Origin of the sequence: Streptosporangium jomthongense (genome assembly GCF_042650425.1) — a bacterium.
Lineage (GTDB): Bacteria > Actinomycetota > Actinomycetes > Streptosporangiales > Streptosporangiaceae > Streptosporangium.
The window spans coordinates 86,046-101,847 of record NZ_JBHSBC010000001.1 but is presented as its reverse complement, the minus strand read 5'-3'; the positions used below and the strand labels follow the sequence as shown (position 1 = coordinate 101,847).

15 protein-coding genes and 1 tRNA gene are annotated in these 15,802 nt (G+C 70.5%); 11 read left to right on the top strand and 5 right to left on the bottom strand.

From position 1 onward, the window contains the following. Positions 1–73: 73 nt before the first annotated feature. Both ACFOYY_RS00500 and ACFOYY_RS00495 read left to right on the top strand, forming a co-directional pair. Entirely contained in the window at positions 74–982 is a 909-nt protein-coding gene (locus tag ACFOYY_RS00500) for an ADP-ribosylglycohydrolase family protein (protein WP_386186749.1), read from the top strand. Continuing rightward, positions 979–1,293, top strand: a complete 315-nt coding sequence (locus tag ACFOYY_RS00495; RefSeq protein ID WP_386186746.1) for a hypothetical protein — start codon at positions 979–981, stop codon at positions 1,291–1,293. The genes ACFOYY_RS00500 and ACFOYY_RS00495 overlap by 4 nt, the downstream gene beginning before the upstream one ends. 78 nt (positions 1,294–1,371) lie before the next feature. Here the strand turns inward: ACFOYY_RS00495 and ACFOYY_RS00490 are convergent, their stop codons facing one another. Both ACFOYY_RS00490 and ACFOYY_RS00485 read right to left on the bottom strand, forming a co-directional pair. Beyond that, a complete protein-coding gene (locus tag ACFOYY_RS00490; protein WP_352010636.1) occupies positions 1,372–1,674 on the bottom strand; it encodes a hypothetical protein in 303 nt (100 codons plus the stop codon). A gap of 554 nt (positions 1,675–2,228) precedes the next feature. After that, complete coding sequence (locus ACFOYY_RS00485) at positions 2,229–2,546, bottom strand: hypothetical protein (protein WP_352010637.1); 318 nt, start codon at positions 2,544–2,546, stop codon at positions 2,229–2,231. Positions 2,547–2,866: 320 nt separating this feature from the next. Here ACFOYY_RS00485 and ACFOYY_RS00480 point away from each other — a divergent pair, with 320 nt between their 5' ends. From ACFOYY_RS00480 to ACFOYY_RS00470, 3 genes are all read left to right on the top strand, one after another. Then, complete coding sequence (locus ACFOYY_RS00480; RefSeq protein ID WP_352010638.1) at positions 2,867–3,244, top strand: peptidase inhibitor family I36 protein; 378 nt, start codon at positions 2,867–2,869, stop codon at positions 3,242–3,244. A 389-nt stretch (positions 3,245–3,633) separates the two neighbouring features. Further along, complete coding sequence (locus ACFOYY_RS00475) at positions 3,634–3,951, top strand: hypothetical protein (protein ID WP_362773471.1); 318 nt, start codon at positions 3,634–3,636, stop codon at positions 3,949–3,951. 129 nt (positions 3,952–4,080) lie between these two features. Continuing rightward, positions 4,081–4,374 carry a hypothetical protein gene (locus ACFOYY_RS00470; protein WP_362773468.1) on the top strand — a complete coding sequence of 98 codons (294 nt, stop codon included), beginning with the start codon at positions 4,081–4,083 and terminating at the stop codon, positions 4,372–4,374. 620 nt (positions 4,375–4,994) lie between these two features. Here the strand turns inward: ACFOYY_RS00470 and ACFOYY_RS00465 are convergent. Next, positions 4,995–5,068: transfer RNA gene (locus ACFOYY_RS00465), tRNA-Arg, on the bottom strand. Between the two features lie 210 nt (positions 5,069–5,278). On the opposite strand from ACFOYY_RS00465, the gene ACFOYY_RS00460 reads away from it, so the two are divergent. The 5 genes from ACFOYY_RS00460 to ACFOYY_RS00440 all read left to right on the top strand — a co-directional run bounded on the left by ACFOYY_RS00460 (position 5,279) and on the right by ACFOYY_RS00440 (position 12,485). Next, on the top strand, positions 5,279–6,079 hold the full coding sequence (locus ACFOYY_RS00460; RefSeq protein WP_352010642.1) for an aminoglycoside phosphotransferase family protein: 801 nt from the start codon (positions 5,279–5,281) through the stop codon (positions 6,077–6,079). Beyond that, the gene (locus tag ACFOYY_RS00455) at positions 6,063–7,010 is read left to right on the top strand and encodes a cobalamin biosynthesis protein (protein ID WP_386186742.1); all 948 of its coding nucleotides are present in this window, start codon (positions 6,063–6,065) and stop codon (positions 7,008–7,010) included. The genes ACFOYY_RS00460 and ACFOYY_RS00455 overlap by 17 nt, the downstream gene beginning before the upstream one ends. Before the next feature lie 230 nt (positions 7,011–7,240). Then, entirely contained in the window at positions 7,241–8,806 is a 1,566-nt protein-coding gene (locus tag ACFOYY_RS00450) for a cobyric acid synthase (protein WP_362773445.1), read from the top strand. A gap of 3 nt (positions 8,807–8,809) precedes the next feature. After that, positions 8,810–9,019, top strand: coding sequence for an SHOCT domain-containing protein (locus ACFOYY_RS00445; protein WP_386186739.1), 210 nt, complete (start codon positions 8,810–8,812; stop codon positions 9,017–9,019). Positions 9,020–9,101: 82 nt separating this feature from the next. Beyond that, positions 9,102–12,485: an NACHT domain-containing protein gene (locus ACFOYY_RS00440; protein WP_386186736.1), complete on the top strand. Its 3,384-nt coding sequence runs from the start codon at positions 9,102–9,104 to the stop codon at positions 12,483–12,485. On the opposite strand, the gene ACFOYY_RS00435 is transcribed toward ACFOYY_RS00440, so the two are convergent. Together ACFOYY_RS00435 and ACFOYY_RS00430 are read right to left on the bottom strand one after the other, a co-directional pair. After that, positions 12,482–13,519: a 1-acyl-sn-glycerol-3-phosphate acyltransferase gene (locus ACFOYY_RS00435; protein WP_386186733.1), complete on the bottom strand. Its 1,038-nt coding sequence runs from the start codon at positions 13,517–13,519 to the stop codon at positions 12,482–12,484. The genes ACFOYY_RS00440 and ACFOYY_RS00435 overlap by 4 nt on opposite strands. 14 nt (positions 13,520–13,533) lie before the next feature. Further along, entirely contained in the window at positions 13,534–14,364 is an 831-nt protein-coding gene (locus ACFOYY_RS00430; RefSeq protein ID WP_352010648.1) for a patatin-like phospholipase family protein, read from the bottom strand. A 108-nt stretch (positions 14,365–14,472) separates the two neighbouring features. Here ACFOYY_RS00430 and ACFOYY_RS00425 point away from each other — a divergent pair, with 108 nt between their 5' ends. Further along, positions 14,473–15,801, top strand: coding sequence for an FAD-dependent oxidoreductase (locus ACFOYY_RS00425; protein ID WP_386186731.1), 1,329 nt, complete (start codon positions 14,473–14,475; stop codon positions 15,799–15,801). Position 15,802 lies beyond the last annotated feature (1 nt).

Below are 15,802 nucleotides of genomic sequence, written 5' to 3'. Positions count from 1 at the left end.
CCTCCTGGGGAGTGCCGAAGGCGGTTCGCAGGCGCTCCCACGGTCGGACACATCCGGCCTGTCACCCCTCACAATGAAGGGGATGCCATCCACTCCCTTCGCGCGCGCCACGGCCTCTCTGCACGGACTGGCCCTCGGCGACGCCTTCGGTTCCCAGTTCTTCGTTCCGGCCAGTCGTCACGCTCTCTCCGGCCGTCTGCTTCCGCCCGACCCGTGGCAGTGGACCGACGACACCGAGATGGCGTGCTCCATCTACCGCGTCCTGGCTGATCACGGTGTCGCCGACCAGGACAGGCTCGCCGCGAGCTTCGCGGCCCGTCACGATTTCGACCGCGGGTACGGCCCGGCCACCAACCGGATGCTTCGCCTTGTCCGTGAAGGCGGCGACTGGCGGGCGCTTTCGGCTGAGTTGTTCGACGGCAAGGGCTCATGGGGCAACGGCGCCGCGATGCGAGTGGCACCGCTCGGTGCCTGGCTCGCCGATGACCTCGCGGAGGTCGTCCGACAGGCGGCCCTGTCGGCGCAGGTCACCCACACACACCCGGAAGCGGTGGCCGGAGCCGTCGCCGTAGCCGTGGCTTCGGCGACGGTGGTCAGGGAACCCGACCTCTCCCCAGGGCGGTTTCTCGACAGGGTCAGGGAACACGTGCCCGCGAGCCTGGTCCGGGAAGGCATCGACGAAGCCCGCAGGCTCCTCACCATCGGTGATCCCGTGCTCGCCGCTCAGACCCTGGGGAACGGGCGACAGGTCAGCGCCCACGACACGGTTCCCTTCACGCTCTGGGTGGCGGCCCGCGAACGTCGTGACTTCGAAGCGGCCATGTGGACCACCGCGACAGCCGGCGGCGACGTCGACACCACCTGCGCCATCGTCGGCGGCATCGTCGCGGCTTCGGGCACCACCGGTTTCCTCCCTCCGGAGTGGGCAAGCAGATGCGAACCACTGCCGAACTGGGCGGGAGCCCCACCACTCACCCCATGAGCCGGACGTCTTCGTCAAGGACCAACCGCGGACAGCCGTATGAGCGGATCACGATGCCGATGCGCACCCACGCCTGGGAACTGGACGCGAACGGAGAGTTCGACGGCGAGCGGGCCGACGCCGCGTCGCGTGCGCACGCCGCCGCCCTCCCTGCCGCTTACAAGAAAGCCGACCCCGGCACCGAGACTCTGTCGCGGCTGGACGCCTCCGCGCTGACCGGTCCCGTCCCGTTGCCCGCCCTGGACGCTCCGGAACTCTCGAACGACGTTCCAGGCTCCTGCGGCTGTGCCAAGGATGTCGGCATGTGGTGACCGCGCCCGTGGCCTGACGAACGGTGCGCCCCCGTCCTCCGTGGAGGCGGGGGCGCCGTCATGCCGTTCAGTGCCGCGTCAGTCGAGCAGGATGATCCTGTAGCCGAGGAGGGTGCCCGAGATGTACGCGGACGAGATCTCGCCCACCCCTACTGGGTCGCCATCGCGGTAGATGTACCCCACCTGGGGGTTTACGTGCAGGCCCTCGGCGTGGATCGCCTGCCGGCCCGTGCCGCCCGTGCACTGGCTGTAGGCGGTGTTACCCGAGTGCCACGCGGTGCAGCCTGTCAGGGTGGCGTGGGCGGGGGATGCGGAGCCCACCAGCAGGGAGGCGGTGAGCAGGGCGGTGGCGGACGCGGCCGTAACCCGGTTTCTTCTCATGTGCGCTTCCTCCGGTTCCGAAGGTAAATGGCACTTCCAGTAAGAAACTTTCCTAAGCGGACGATACGCACCAGGAAGAACGAGGCAAGCGCTTTCCGCGCCTTCGCCAAGCCGGGAACGCCTCCGTCCAGAAGGACCGGGTGTCCTCATGTGAGGAAGTCTCGCTGCAGGCCACAGACGGCTCCTGCTCGGACGTGTTGCGACCCCTCGTGGGGGCGATGAGGACACGGCGTCCCGCACGGGACGTGAACGGCGTCTGCGCGCTGTGACCCCTCACGGGGTGATGAGGCGAGTACCAGAACGGCGGCGTCTGGCCTTACATGTCGCGAACCCTCACAAGGGTGATGAGGCAAGGTCGGGGAGTCGCCGGTTCCGGTGTTCTTGCTGCGACCCCTCTGAGGATGATGAGCCCCCTCAGTCTGCTCCGCGACGTCGACGACCGCAAGCGACAGCGCCCCCGCCTCCATGCTGGAGGCGGGGCGCCGGCCCCTCACAGGGGCGATGAGGATGATGAGGAAGGCCGGGCAGGGGGCCGCGCCGGGCGAGACTCCCGGCTAGCCGGCGAATTCGCAGTCATAGCCCGTCACATTGGGCTGCCCTACTCCGGCCATCGTCACACGGCAGACGAAGACATAGCCCCAAGACGTGACCGCGATCCGAGCGGGCCCGTTGACCGGTCCGGGCCCGTCACAGCCATTGGCGTCCAGGAACGGCGTCGGCCTCCCGGACCAGGTCAGGCTGCCGCCGTCCCACCACCTCGCCGTCGCGCAGACGAACTCCGGCAGAGGATCGGAGAAAGCGGCCGCAACGGCCATCGGCGGGGCGGCGAGCACCGCAGCCGCGGCGGTGACGGCGAAGCGCTTGAAGGACATGGGGGCGCCCTTTCACGGAGGGGGCCGGCGAGACCGTTCGGGGGAGCGCCTCGAAGGTAACCCGGGAGAGCGGTCTCGCCCCTTGGCCAGAAGTGGACATTAAAGAGTTCGGTAAGCGCTTTCTGTGCCTTCGCCAAGTCGAGAGCGCCACCGATCGCCCGCGCCTGAGCGAAATTAATAAGGAAGCTTCGGAAAGTGTTTTCGGGCTACCGTAAACACCATTGCGCGGCTCCCGAAGAAATGCCACCCTATGTCTGTCGCGGCCGCGGCATCCAGCAGGGTCTAAGTAAATGAAATCCCCATGAAGAAAGGGCGCTCTCATGCGCAAGGAATCCGCGCGTCTCGCCGCGCGTACGTTGACCGCCTTGGCCGTGGCGGTGATCGCAGGGATGGGCGCGCTTCCAGCCTCGGCAGCCCAAACGGCCCCTCAGGCCGGATTGTTCTGCACCTACCAGCACAAGGACTTCGGCGGCGCGCGCGAGTGCTTCTCGGCGCCCGGCGGGGCTCTCACATACAACGACAACCAGGTCAGTTCGGTGTACAACGACACCGGATACCTGCTGTGCGCACGAGACACCGCGGGCGCAAGCTTCGAGTTGGCCGTTGACCACGGCCACTACTACAAGAACCTCACGAAGGACACCTATCCGGGCGGCGGCTCCTGGAACGACCGCATTTCCGTGATCGAACCCTGCTGACCCCTCCGGCATTCATCACCCGCAGCGAATGCCCCGGATAAAACAGGAAACCGATCCTCTTTGCCGTGTCTGAAATATCAAATGTCCTGTCAGTCGAAGGCTGGCAGGACATTGTGATGTCGCGCGAAGGCGTCCCGCCGTCCACCGGGCCGCCTCGGTGACGGGTCCAGAGGCACCGGCTGCGTGAACCTCGCTGTTTCACGAACGCCGCCGAGGCCGGGCACGAGGGCGGAGTGACAGCCGACCGGGTAAGCGACTGATTCGGGCCCGGTCCGGCAGTCGCGGAACGGCACCATGCGACCGAAATATGAGAAAGCGTTAGCTCCTCGACCCGGGCATTCGATGGTCATCTTGAGGCGATCATTCCTGCCTTGCAGAGGAGCCATGTGGTGAAGATCCGCATCCTGCGCGCCGTAGCGGTGCTCGTGCTCGTCTCGGGAGTCAGCGCCCTGTCCGGCGCCCTGTCCGGTGCGATGACCGCGACCGCCGCCGACACCGCCACAACGTCCGCTGCTGAGGCCCGTTCCTCTGTGTCCCTACCGCCGGACTGGTACCGGCAGGGACCTTTCTCCTCCCAGGAGGCATGCCGGACGGCCCGGCAGGAGGGCGCCGACCGGGGCGACTACACCTCGGCGAGCGGCTGCTACCACTACGACGGCGGCCAGGGCTGGCCGACGGGCTGGTACTTCGACGTGTACCTCCCATGACCCTCAGCACGGCACAAACCGGCCCGTTCATCGGACCATGCCGCCGAAATACGGGAAACCGGGAACTCCCCGCCCCGGCCGATCGGTGCTCATCTGAAGGCGTCCCCCCGCCGGCCGCAAGGAGACCTCGTGAAAATCCGTCGACTGTCCACCGCAGCCGTACTGGTGGCGATGAGCGCCGGCGTCCTGGCCGGCGCGACACCCGCCGTCGCCTCCAGCCGGGCGAGCGCCACCACCGCCTCTGCCGGTGAGCACCCCTCCCTGATGGAGCAGTGGTATCGAAGAGGCCCCTACCCGACCCTGGCCGCCTGCAATGCGGCGCTGCTGGAGGTGTTCACCGACCTGCCGATAACCGACTGCTACTACTACAACGGCGATCCGCGCCCAGGGATGCGGGGGTACTACTACGACATATACCTGTGACGAACGGGACATATCCCGTCCGCCTGTCCCATGGCCGGCGCGGTTGGCGCCCCCGCAGTCTCCGGCCGGAGGCGGGGGCATCCTGCTGTTCGCCTGCGCACGATCACCCTGCCCATGCAACCCGTCAGGCGGCTTCTGCGCCTCACCCAGGTACGAAGAGCCACCACCCGATCGAGGAACACCACTACCCGCGACGCTCTCGAAGCCGCCATGACCATGACGCCGAAGACGGAGGCACCGCCGACGCGGGTCTTCGCATCGACCGTGAGGAGCGCGTGCCGCTCCATCTTGACGGCTCTCACGGCCGTGGCCGTTGTCGCTGTTCTTCACAGGGCTGGGCCGCAGCTGAACGGAGCGGGGCAGGAGCTCGACGCCGAAACCGAAACCGAAGTCCTGCTCAGGATCTATGCCAAGTGCATCGCCAAGCCAGGACGAGGCCGCCAAGCGCCGAATCGCCAAGCGCTCGGGAGGAGACGGCGCGTGATCCGCGGCAGGCCTGGAAACTTGCGCACGCATTAGGCACAGCCAGCCGCAGTCGCCCGCCCCCAACCGCACACGTCAAGAGAGCCTCCGCCCGGCGTCGCCGCTGGTCAGAGGCTCTTTTGGCTGGTCATGCGAAGCGCGCCCTGCAGGATTCGAACCTGCGACCGTCGGATTAGAAGTCCGGTGCTCTATCCAGCTGAGCTAAGGGCGCTCCCGCTTAATTGTGCATGATCCGGGGAGTGCGTACGCATCGGTTTCCCGTCTGTGTCGCGAGGATCACTCCGCAGGCCGGGGGCCGGGGAGCGTACCCAGGGGACATCTGCCCGGCGGAGTGGTCGTAGGGGCGGTGATCTGCGGCGCGTTGGGCGTTTCACCGGAAATCGTTCTCCTCGAAGGGAAAGGCGGTCTACGCTCGTATGCCATGTTCGCCGTCACGTTCCAGAAGGAGATTCCCCTGCTGGGCGGTGACGTGACCGACGGTGTCGTGCGGGTCGGCGACACCGTCCGCAGACCGGTCCGCACCTCGACGCGGTCGGTGCACGCGCTGTTGCGGCACCTGGAGAGCGCCGGATTCGACGGGGCACCGAGGACCATGGGGTTCGACGAGGAGGGCAGGGAGATCCTGACCTACGTCGTGGGGGAGTCGGCCCCCAGGCCGCTGCCCGCCTACGCGCTCACCGACGAGTCACTGGTCGCCCTGGCGGAGTTGCTGCGGCGCTTCCACGACGCCTGCGCCGGGTTCGTCCCGCCCCGGGGCGCCTGCTGGGAGACGGGGTCCAACGACGACGCGCCCGCCGAACTGGTCGGCCACTGCGACGTCAACCTCGACAATGTGATCTTCAGGGACGGGCTGCCCGCCGCGTTGATCGACTTCGACATGGCCAGGCCGACGACCCGGTTGTTCGACGTGGTGACGACGTTGCGGCACTGGGCGCCGATCGCCGACCCCGTCGACCTGGAGCCGCTCCAGGCCGATCTCGCGGTCGGGCCGAGGCTGCGACTGTTCTGCGACGCGTACGGCCTGGCGGCCCGGGACCGTCGCCGCCTGCTCGACCTGTCCAGGCTTCGCTTCAACCGCTCCTACGTCGCCATGCGCGCCAGGGCGGAGTCCCTGGGCGGTGGCTGGGCCCGGATGTGGGAGGGTGGCGCCGGGGCACGCATCCGTCGGGCGTGCGCCTGGCTTGAGAGGAACCAGGACCGGCTTCATGGCCATCTCATCTGAAACCCGGGCAGAGGCTCTGGGGATGCTCGCCGGGGTCGTCGCGGACGCCGTACTGGGTGATCCGAGGCGTGGACATCCGGTCGCGTTGTTCGGCCGGGCCGCGGCGGCGCTGGAGAGCCGTCTGTACGGCGACGCCCGCCCCGCCGGGGTCGTCCATGTCGCACTGTGCGTCGGCCCGGCGGCGTTGCTCGGGGTGGCCGTGGCCAGGACGGGCAATCCGGTGCTGCGGGGCGCGCTGAGCGCGGTGGCCACCTGGGCGGTGCTCGGCGGCACGACGCTGGGGCGCGAGGGCGTGGCGATGGCGGAGTTCCTTGAGGCGGACGACCTCGCGGGCGCACGCGGCAGGCTCTCGCACCTGTGCGGGCGCGATCCCTCCCGGCTTGAGGCGGCGGAACTGGCCAGGGCGACGGTCGAGTCGGTCGCGGAGAACACCTCGGACGCCGTGGTCGCGCCGCTGTTCTGGGGGGCGGTGGCCGGGGTTCCCGGGCTGCTGGCCTACCGGGCGGTCAACACCCTGGACGCCATGGTCGGCCACCGCAGCGCCCGCTACGAGCGGTTCGGCTGGGCCGCCGCCCGGCTCGACGACGTCGCCAACCTCGCCCCGGCACGGATCACCGGCCTGCTCACGGCCGTGTGCGCGCCCGTGGTCGGCGGCTCGGCCCGGCGTTCTGCACGGATGCTGCGCAGGGACGGTCACCGCCATCCCAGCCCGAACTCGGGTCGCTGCGAGGCGGCCTTCGCCGGGGCGCTCGACGTCACGCTCGGCGGTGTCAACGTGTACGGCGACCGCGTGGAGCACCGCCCGGAGATGGGGGACGGCCCCAAGCCCTCGGTGCCGGACATCCGCCGCGCCGTACGGCTGGCCAGGGCGGTCGGGTTCACCGCGGCGGGCGTGGCGGTGCTGGCGACGCTTCTGCGCCGACGGCGGTAGGGGCCTCTGAGTTCACGGCGCCGGAAAGAGCCTCCTGTGCCGGCGGCGCCGGGAGCGATCCTTTGCGCCTGCGGCGGCAAGAGAGGCGAGAGCGGTCCCCGGCGGTGCGAGCGAGCCCCAGGCCCCGGCTCCCGGGCCTGCATCGACGAAGGCGGCGTTTTTCGGACCCACGCCGACAGGGTCCGCCCACGCCGCCAAGCCGACATGGGCGGTACGGCATGCTGTGAGGTATGACGAGCCTTCCCCCACATGATGCTCCGGCCCCGGTCAAAGGGGCGTTGCTGGTCGCCGGGACCACCTCGGACGCGGGCAAGAGCGTCGTCACCGCCGGGATCTGCCGCTGGCTGGCCAGGCAGGGGGTGCGGGTGGCGCCGTACAAGGCGCAGAACATGTCGCTGAACTCCTTCGTCACCGCCGACGGCGCCGAGATCGGCAGGGCGCAGGCGATGCAGGCCGCCGCGTGCGGCCTTGAGCCCTCCGCGGACATGAACCCGATCCTCCTCAAGCCGGGCAGCGACCGGCGCAGCCAGGTCGTGGTCATGGGCAGACCGCTGGCCGAGGTGGACGCCATGGAGTACTGGGACGTCAAGGAACGGCTGCGCCAGGTGGCCGTGGACGCGCTCGGGCGGCTGCGGGAACGCTACGACGTGGTGGTCTGCGAGGGGGCGGGCAGTCCCGCCGAGATCAACCTGCGCAGGGGCGACATCGCGAACATGGGCCTGGCCAGGGCGGCGGACCTGCCGGTGGTCGTGGTCGGGGACATCGACAGGGGCGGCGTCTTCGCCTCGCTGTACGGCACGGTCGCCCTTCTCGATCCGGACGACCAGGCGCTGGTGGCCGGGTTCGTGATCAACAAGTTCAGGGGGGCACCGGAGATCCTCGCCCCCGGCCTCGACATGATCAGGGGACTGACGGGCCGCGAGGTGTACGGCGTGCTGCCCTGGCTGGACGGCCTGTGGCTGGACGTGGAGGACTCCCTGGCCCTGAACGGCAGGCCCACGGCCGCCCGCCCGCCGTACGGCCGGCAGACCCTGAGGGTCGCGGTGGTGAGACTGCCGAGGGTGTCCAACTTCACCGACTTCGACGCGCTGGCCGCGGAGCCCGGGGTGACGGTCAGGTTCGTGACCTCGCCCGCCGAACTCGACGACGTCGACCTGGTGGTGCTGCCAGGGTCCAGGGCCACGGTCTCCGACCTGGCGTGGCTGCGCGCGAGCGGACTGGCCGGCGCGCTGCCGGGGCGGGCGGTGCTGGGCATCTGCGGCGGTTACCAGATGCTCGCCGGGGCGATCCACGACGACGTCGAGTCGGGGGAGGGGACGGTCGAGGGGCTGGGGCTGCTGCCGGCGACGGTGGAGTTCGCCGCGGAGAAGACGCTGGGGCGGCCCTCGGGGGTCGCCTACGGCTGCCGGGTCGAGGCCTACGAGATCCACCACGGCGTGGTGACCGCGCACGGGGGAGAGCCCTTCCTCGACGGCTGCCGATCCGGCTCGGTCTGGGGCACCACCTGGCACGGGGCGCTGGAGAACGACGACTTCCGCAGGGCTTTCCTCGCCGACGTCGCGGCCGTCAGCGGGCGTGACTTCGTCCCGGCTCCGGACGTCTCCTTCGCCGCGTTGCGGCAGGAGAGGCTGGACGCCCTGGGCGACATGGTCGAGCGGCACCTGGACACCGGCGCCCTGCTCCGGCTGCTCGACGGCGGTGCCCCCCGGGGTCTGCCGGTGCTGCCGCCGGGCGGGTCCTTGCGTGAAGCGCCGGACTTCTCGCAGAATTTCGCACAACAGAAGCATGGGAGGTGAGTGATGCTCCGGCTCGTACTGCCCCTGCTCGTCATCGCGGTGATCGTCCTGGTGGTCGTCCGCCCGGGGCCGTTCGTGCGCATGCTGCGGGGGAAGCCGCGGCCCGCGCTCGAAGAAGACCCTCGTGAGATCCTCAAGCGCCGTTACGCGGCGGGAGAGATCGACGAGGACGAGTATTTCCGTCGCATGTCGGGGCTCTCCCAGGACTGGTAGCTCCGTGGTTATCCGGATTTTTCAGTAACCGGCGTCTTTTTGGTTGATCATTGGAGGGGATCACCGCGCGCCGAGGAGCAGCATGTCCGGACTGGAAGCCGTCGTCGCCGCAGCGGGCAGAGCCGTCGCCGAACGCGCCCTGCGGGAGGGCCTGGCCGCCCGCGCCGCCAAGGCCGAACGCGACGCCGACCTGTCCGAGCTGATCCGGGCCGGCTTCCCCGACCGGTTCGTACGGCGCAGCCTGGAACGCCAGCTCGCCGCCATCGCGGACGGCGTCGAACGGCGGATCGCGGTCCTCGCCGAGCAGGAGTACGGCGGCCTCACCGAGAACGACAGGACGGCTGTGCTGCACGAGGTCGTCGCCGCCCTCGAATCGGCCGACCTGTCGGACAGGGCCCTCATGGCCGCCGACATGGACCCCGTCAAGCTCGCCAAAGATCTCAGGAAGGGCCTCGGCGACCCCGCGCGCCAGCTCGGCGAGGCCGGGGCCAGGCTGTACGACGTGCTGCTCGACGAGTGCCTCGACTGCCTGCTCAGGATCGTCAGGCAGCTGCCGCAGTATCTCCCCAGGGCCGCCACCGAGGCCCTGAGCCGCCTGTCCGCCGTGGAGGAGCGGATCGCCGCCCTCGGCCAGCAGGTCGCCTCAGGACTGGCCAGGCTGCCCGCCCGCTCGCTCGACGCGCCGACCGGCACCCAGGACGACGCGGAGTTCGAACGCCGCTATCTCGAGCACCTCGGCACCACCCTCGACGAGGTCGAGCTGTTCGGCGTCCGGGTGGAGAACTACCGCCCCCGCGCGACGCTGAGCGTCGCCTACATCAGCCTCAACGTCTCGCTGGAGGACCGCTCGCGCGAGCGCGTCCCCGAGCGGATGCGCTTCGCCGACCTGACCGACCTGCCCGGTGCGGGCGGTGGGTACGAGGCGGCGACCCTGCGGGTGGAGAGCGCTCTCGGCCGTTCCCGCCGGGTGCTGCTGCGGGGCGACGCGGGCTCGGGCAAGAGCACGCTGCTGCGCTGGCTGTCGGTGACCGCCGCGCGGAACGGCTTCTTCGGGGACCTGGCCCCCTGGAAGGGCCGTGTCCCGCTCTTCGTCAAGCTCCGCAGCCACCCCTCGGGCAGGCTGCCGGGCCCCGAGGACGTCCTCGCCGACGTCGCGGCGCCGCTCGCGGGCCGGATGCCCGAGGGCTGGGCGCACCGGATTCTCGACGCGGGACGCGCCCTGCTGCTCGTGGACGGGGTGGACGAGCTGGCCGTACGGCACCGGCCCGCGGTCAGGCAGTGGCTCGGCGGGCTGCTGGCCGCCTACCCGGGGACCGTGACCGTGGTGACCTCCCGGCCCGCGGCGGCCGACGCGCGCTGGCTGGCGGAGGAGGGCTTCTCCCCGGTCCTGCTGGAGCCCATGACCCCCGCCGACCTGCGCGAGCTGGTACGGCAGTGGCACGTCGCGATGCGGGGCTCCCGGAGCCTGCCGTGCGCGCCGGAGCGGCTCGACGAGTACGAGGGCGCGCTGCTGGCCAGGTTCGAGAGCAGCCCGCACCTGCGGGCGCTGGCCTCGACGCCGTTGCTCGCGGCGATGCTGTGCGCGCTCAACCTCGACCGGGGCAAACAGCTGCCGCGTAACCGGATGGGCCTGTACGAGGCCGCCCTGGAACTGCTGCTCGAACGCCGGGACGCAGAACGCGGCATCGCCGTCGAGGTCACCCTCGAACCCGAGCAGAAGGTTCGCATCCTCCAGGACCTGGCCTGGCGGCTCACGATGCTGGGCCGCTCCGAACTTTCCTCGGCCACGGCGCTCAAACGGGTCGAGGAGCGCATCGGGACCATGCCCAGGGTCGAGGCACCCGCGCGGGCCGTACTCGACCATCTGCTGCAGCGCAGCGGGGTGATCAGGGAGCCGGTTCCCGGGCGGATCGACTTCGTGCACCGGACGGTCCAGGAGTATCTCGCGGCCAAGCAGGCGGCCGACGACGCCGACGTCGAACCGCTGGTCGAGCGGGCCCACCTGGACCAGTGGCGCGAGACGGTGGTGATGGCCGCCGGGCACGCCAACGCCCCGGTACGGCGGGAGCTGCTCGGCGGCCTGCTCGACCGGATCGACGGCCGGGACAGGCACGCGCGCAGGCTGCGGCTGCTGGTCGCCGGCTGTCTGGAGACGATCCAGGAACTCCCGCGCGACCTGGAGGAACGGGTCGAGGCGTGCCTGGCCGAGGTGATCCCGCCCAGGAACGCGGCCGAGGCGAGGGTGCTCGCGCTCGCGGGAGAGGAGGTCCTACGCCGTCTTCCCGACGACCTGGGCGGCCTGTCGCAGGCGCGGGCGGTGGCGACGGTGCGGACCTGCTGGCTGGTCAACGGCCCGCGCGCGCTGCGCAGGCTCGCCGGGTACCGGGACGACCCCCGGGGGAAGGTCCAGGAGGAACTCGTCGCCGGGTGGGACTACTTCGACCCCGACCACTACGCCACCGAGGTCCTCGCGGACGCGCCACTGCTCGATGAAAGGCTGGAGGTCGACAACCCGCGTCTGCTGGGCAGCCTCCACCGTCTGGAGCGGCTGCGCAGCCTCCACGTGTCCTGTCCCGTTTCCGGTGGGCTGGACTTCCTGCGCGGCCTGCCGAGGTTACGCGGGCTGACCGTGTACTCCATGGACTCCATGGACTCCATGGACGAGGCCGACCTCGGCGCCGTGGGGACTCTGACGGGCCTGGAGTGGCTGTCGATCGACGTGGAGTCGTCACTTCCCGCCGACCTGGAGCCCCTCACCCGGTTGTCCGCGCTGGAGGATCTGATCCTGCAGGGCCGTGGCTTCACCGGAGATCTCGCCTTCCTCGACCGGATGCCCCGTCTCGACATATTGACCCTCGCGGGTCTGGCGCTGATCGACGACTTCGGTCCGATCGCCAGGCAGACCGAGCTGAGGAGTCTGCACCTCCATCAGGCTCCCCACCTGAAGGACCTGAGATTCCTCGCGGATCTTCCGCGGCTGGGGAGCTTCGCTCTCTCCGGCGGCGACGTCGCCGGCGGGCTACGCGTCCTGGCCGATCACTGTCCGCGGCTTCGTTCGGTGAGCCTGTGGGACACCACCGTCGACGACCTGGACGCGCTCGACGCCTTCGACGACCTCTTCCTGCTGCGTCTCGGGACGTGCCCGGTGCGGGACCTGTCACCCTTGGCTCGTCGGCGCGGCCTCGAAAGCCTGACCCTCTACGAGACCCCGGCCTCCGACCTCGGTCCGCTGGCCGAGCTGTCGAAACTTGAGTTTCTCTCCCTTGAGAGATCCTCCCAGGTGACGGATCTGTCGCCGCTCGCTTCTCTGACCGAGCTGCGGTCGGTCAGTGTGCGAGGCATGACATCCGACCTCGACCTGGCCCCGCTGGCCGGGAAGCCGGGGCTTCGCGTGATCGCTGACCCAACTCAGAAGTTCCGCAACGCCCACCTGCTGCACCGCAGCGCGAAGATCGAGAGGTCCTAACCCTCGGCCCCGGCGACCGGGGCCGAGCGGTGTTCGGTGATCCAGGCGTCTATCCTGTCCCACTGGTCGAACAGCCAGGTGATCCGTTCCTCCCTGCCTGTGGGCACCTCCTCCGCCCGCACCCGCCACCACCCCGCCCTGACCTCCGCGCGCACCGGCAGTCTGCGCCAGACGTCGCCGAGGGTGACCAGGTCGTCCAGGCCGGTGTGGGCCACGAAGACCACGTCGGCGGACGGGCAGGCCTCGATGGCGGCCAGGGCCCCGTTGGGGCGGGGCGGCAGCAGGTGTTCGAGGCGCCGGGCGCGGGCGGCCTCCTCACGCAGTCCCCGGTCCTCCAGGCGCAGGATCGCCCGTCCCCGGCGTTTCGGGGTGAAGTTGCCCCCCTCGGGGAAGATCACCAGGGCGTCGTCGGCCTCCATGTCCGAGGCCAGGCGGCGGATCTCGGTGACGACGCCGCCCGTCTCCACGTCGGGCGGGACGAAGGCGTTCGGCAGCCGGTTGACCACGACGTCCAGGGACGGGTCGAGCTGCAGCGCCGCCTTCATCACGATCCTGGGGCGCCTGCCGTACCGGGTGAGCAGGTGGTGGACGAGCAGGACGGAGTCGCCGGGACCCGCGTGCCGGGACAGGACGATCACCGGACGGGTCAGGCGGCGGGACAGCTCCTCGGGGGTCGCCCTCGGCTCGTCGATCTCGACGCTCAGCCCGAAGATCCGTACGGCGGCGCCGTACACGCTGGACAGCAGCCATCTGACCAGGGCGTAGTGCCGCTCCTCACGTTCGTCGTGGCTCAGCCTGCCGCCCAGGTCGATGATCCACAGCCACAGGCAGGCGATCAGCGCCATGGACTCCAGCGTCAGCCACGCCACCGCGAACCAGACGAGCCGGGTGCCGCGCCGTTGCGGGGGCGGCAGGCGCAGTGAGGCCGCGGTGACCACCAGCAGCCAGACAGGCAGGGTGACCACCGCGGCCACGGTGAGCACGATGACGAGGGGGGCGAGGACCAACCGGCGGATGATGCGCGGAGGAAGCATGGCCACCCCCTCTTCTATCGGGCCAGTTCGGCGAGGTAGCGGGAGGAGGCCTCGTAGGCCCGCCGGATGTGTCCGGAGATCTGCGAGGAGTCCCGGTAACGCAGCTGGGAGAGGTCGACGCCCGGCCTGTTCTCCGAGCCGGAGGGCATGACGTGCACCTCGACCCCTCCGGGCAGGGCGGCCATCTCCTCGGCGAAACGGTGCCTGCGGGCGATCTCGAAGGCGATCAGGCCGACCTCCCAGGGACGGCGCGGGACGGTCAGCGGCCGTTCGATCCGGCCGACGTGCAGGACGTAGACGCGGCGGGCGCCCAGGGCGACCGCCCGACCGACCGGGATGCTGTGCACCAGGCCGCCGTCGAGGAAGTGGTCGTCGCCGACCCGGATCGGCGGCAGCAGGCCGGGCACCGCGCACGAGGCCAGGACCGCCTCGACCAGCGGGCCCTCGGTGAACCAGTGGGCGCGGGCGTGCTCGACGGAGGCGGCGACGCACTGGAACGGCACCGCCAGCTCCTCGATGCGGGACACGGGCAGCGTCCGGGTCAGCAGTTCGCGCAGCGGCTCCGGGGAGTGCAGGTGGGTGCCGCTCCTGGCCAGCGTGGACAGGCGGGTGACCCACGATCCGGCGAAGGCCGTACGGACGACCTCGGAGCGCCACAGCGAGGTGAGGTGCCTGACCGCGTCACCGGGGTGGGCCGCGAGCACCACGCCGTTCAGCGCTCCGACGGAGGTGCCGACGACCACGTCCGGTTTGACGCCTGCCTCGTCGAGCGCGCGCAGCATGCCCACCTCGTGGGCCCCGAGCACGCCTCCGCCGCCGAGCACGAAAGCGGTGTCCACGTCCATGGCTTCACGATAGACGGCTTCGTCCCGGCTGTTTCCTGACGTCAAGTCTCGATCTTCGGTGATCTTTCCGGCAGATTCGAACCGTTGGTACGGCGACGGGAGGCGATGATGATCCGCAGGGCTGGGAAACACGCGGTTGTGCTGGGGGCGGGGATGGGCGGACTGCTCACCGCGCGGGCGCTGGCCGACTTCTACGACCGGGTGACGCTCGTCGAGCGGGACGACCTGTCGGGGGAGGGGCCGGACGGGCCGCGCAGGGGTGTGCCGCAGGGCTTCCACGCCCACGCCCTGCTGCCCAGGGGGTTACGGATCATCGAGGAGCTGTTCCCCGGCGTCACGGAGGAGATGGTCGCGGCCGGGGCGGTGTCGTACGAGATGATCGTGCACTTACGGATGATCATGGGGGGTCACGAGTTCGCGCGGACGCCGACCGGGGAGCGGGGCATCTCGGCGACCAGGCCCTTCCTCGAACGGCACGTGCTGGGCAGGGTACGGGCGTTGCCGACGGTGACGGTACGGGACCGTAGCCAGGTCACCGGCCTCATGACGGACGACTCCTCCGGGACGGCACGGGTCGCCGGGGTGCGGATCGCCACCGCCGGACGGGTCGGTGCCGACGAGGAACTGCCCGCCGACCTCGTCGTGGACGTCATGGGCAGGGGAGGGCGGACGCTCGCCTGGCTGGAGACGATGGGGTTCGAGCGGCCCGAGGAGGAGGTCGTCAAGGTCGAGGTGTCCTACGCGACGTGGTACCTGCGCCTTCCCGAGGGGTCGATGAAGGACAGGCTGGTCCTCGTCGGCACCTACCCGGGCCAGCCGAAGGGGGTGGCGCTGTGCCAGGTCGAGGGGGACCGCTGGCTGGCGACGCTCGGCGGCAACGCGGGCGCGCCCGCGCCCGCGGACCCCGCCGACTTCTTCGCCTGGGTCGATGAGGTCGTCCCCGCCGAGGTGGCCGCGGCGGTGCGCGCCGCCGAACCGCTCGGCGAGATCGGGCTGGCCAGGATTCCGGCCAGCGTACGGCGCCACTACGAGCGGTTGACACGCTTCCCGGAGGGGCTGCTGGTCGCCGGGGACGCGTTGTGCAACTTCAACCCGATCTACGGGCAGGGGATGTCGGTCGCCGCGCTTGAGGCGTCCGCGATGCGCGAGTGCCTGCGCGAGGGCACCGAGGGCCTGGCCCGCCGCTACTTCACCGCGGCGGCCAAGGCCCTCGACCCCGCCTGGCAGCTGTCGACGGGCGCCGACCTGGCCGCGCGCGACACGGGGGTGCCCATGACCCCGCAGGCCAGGTTCATGGACGCCTACGTCCGCAGGCTGCAGCGGGCCGCCTCGCACGACGCCGAGGCCGCGGTCGCCTTCACCCGGGTGACCGGCCTGCTCGACCCTCCGTCCGCCCTCATGCGCCCGTCCGTCATGTGGCGGGTCCTGCGGGGCTGAA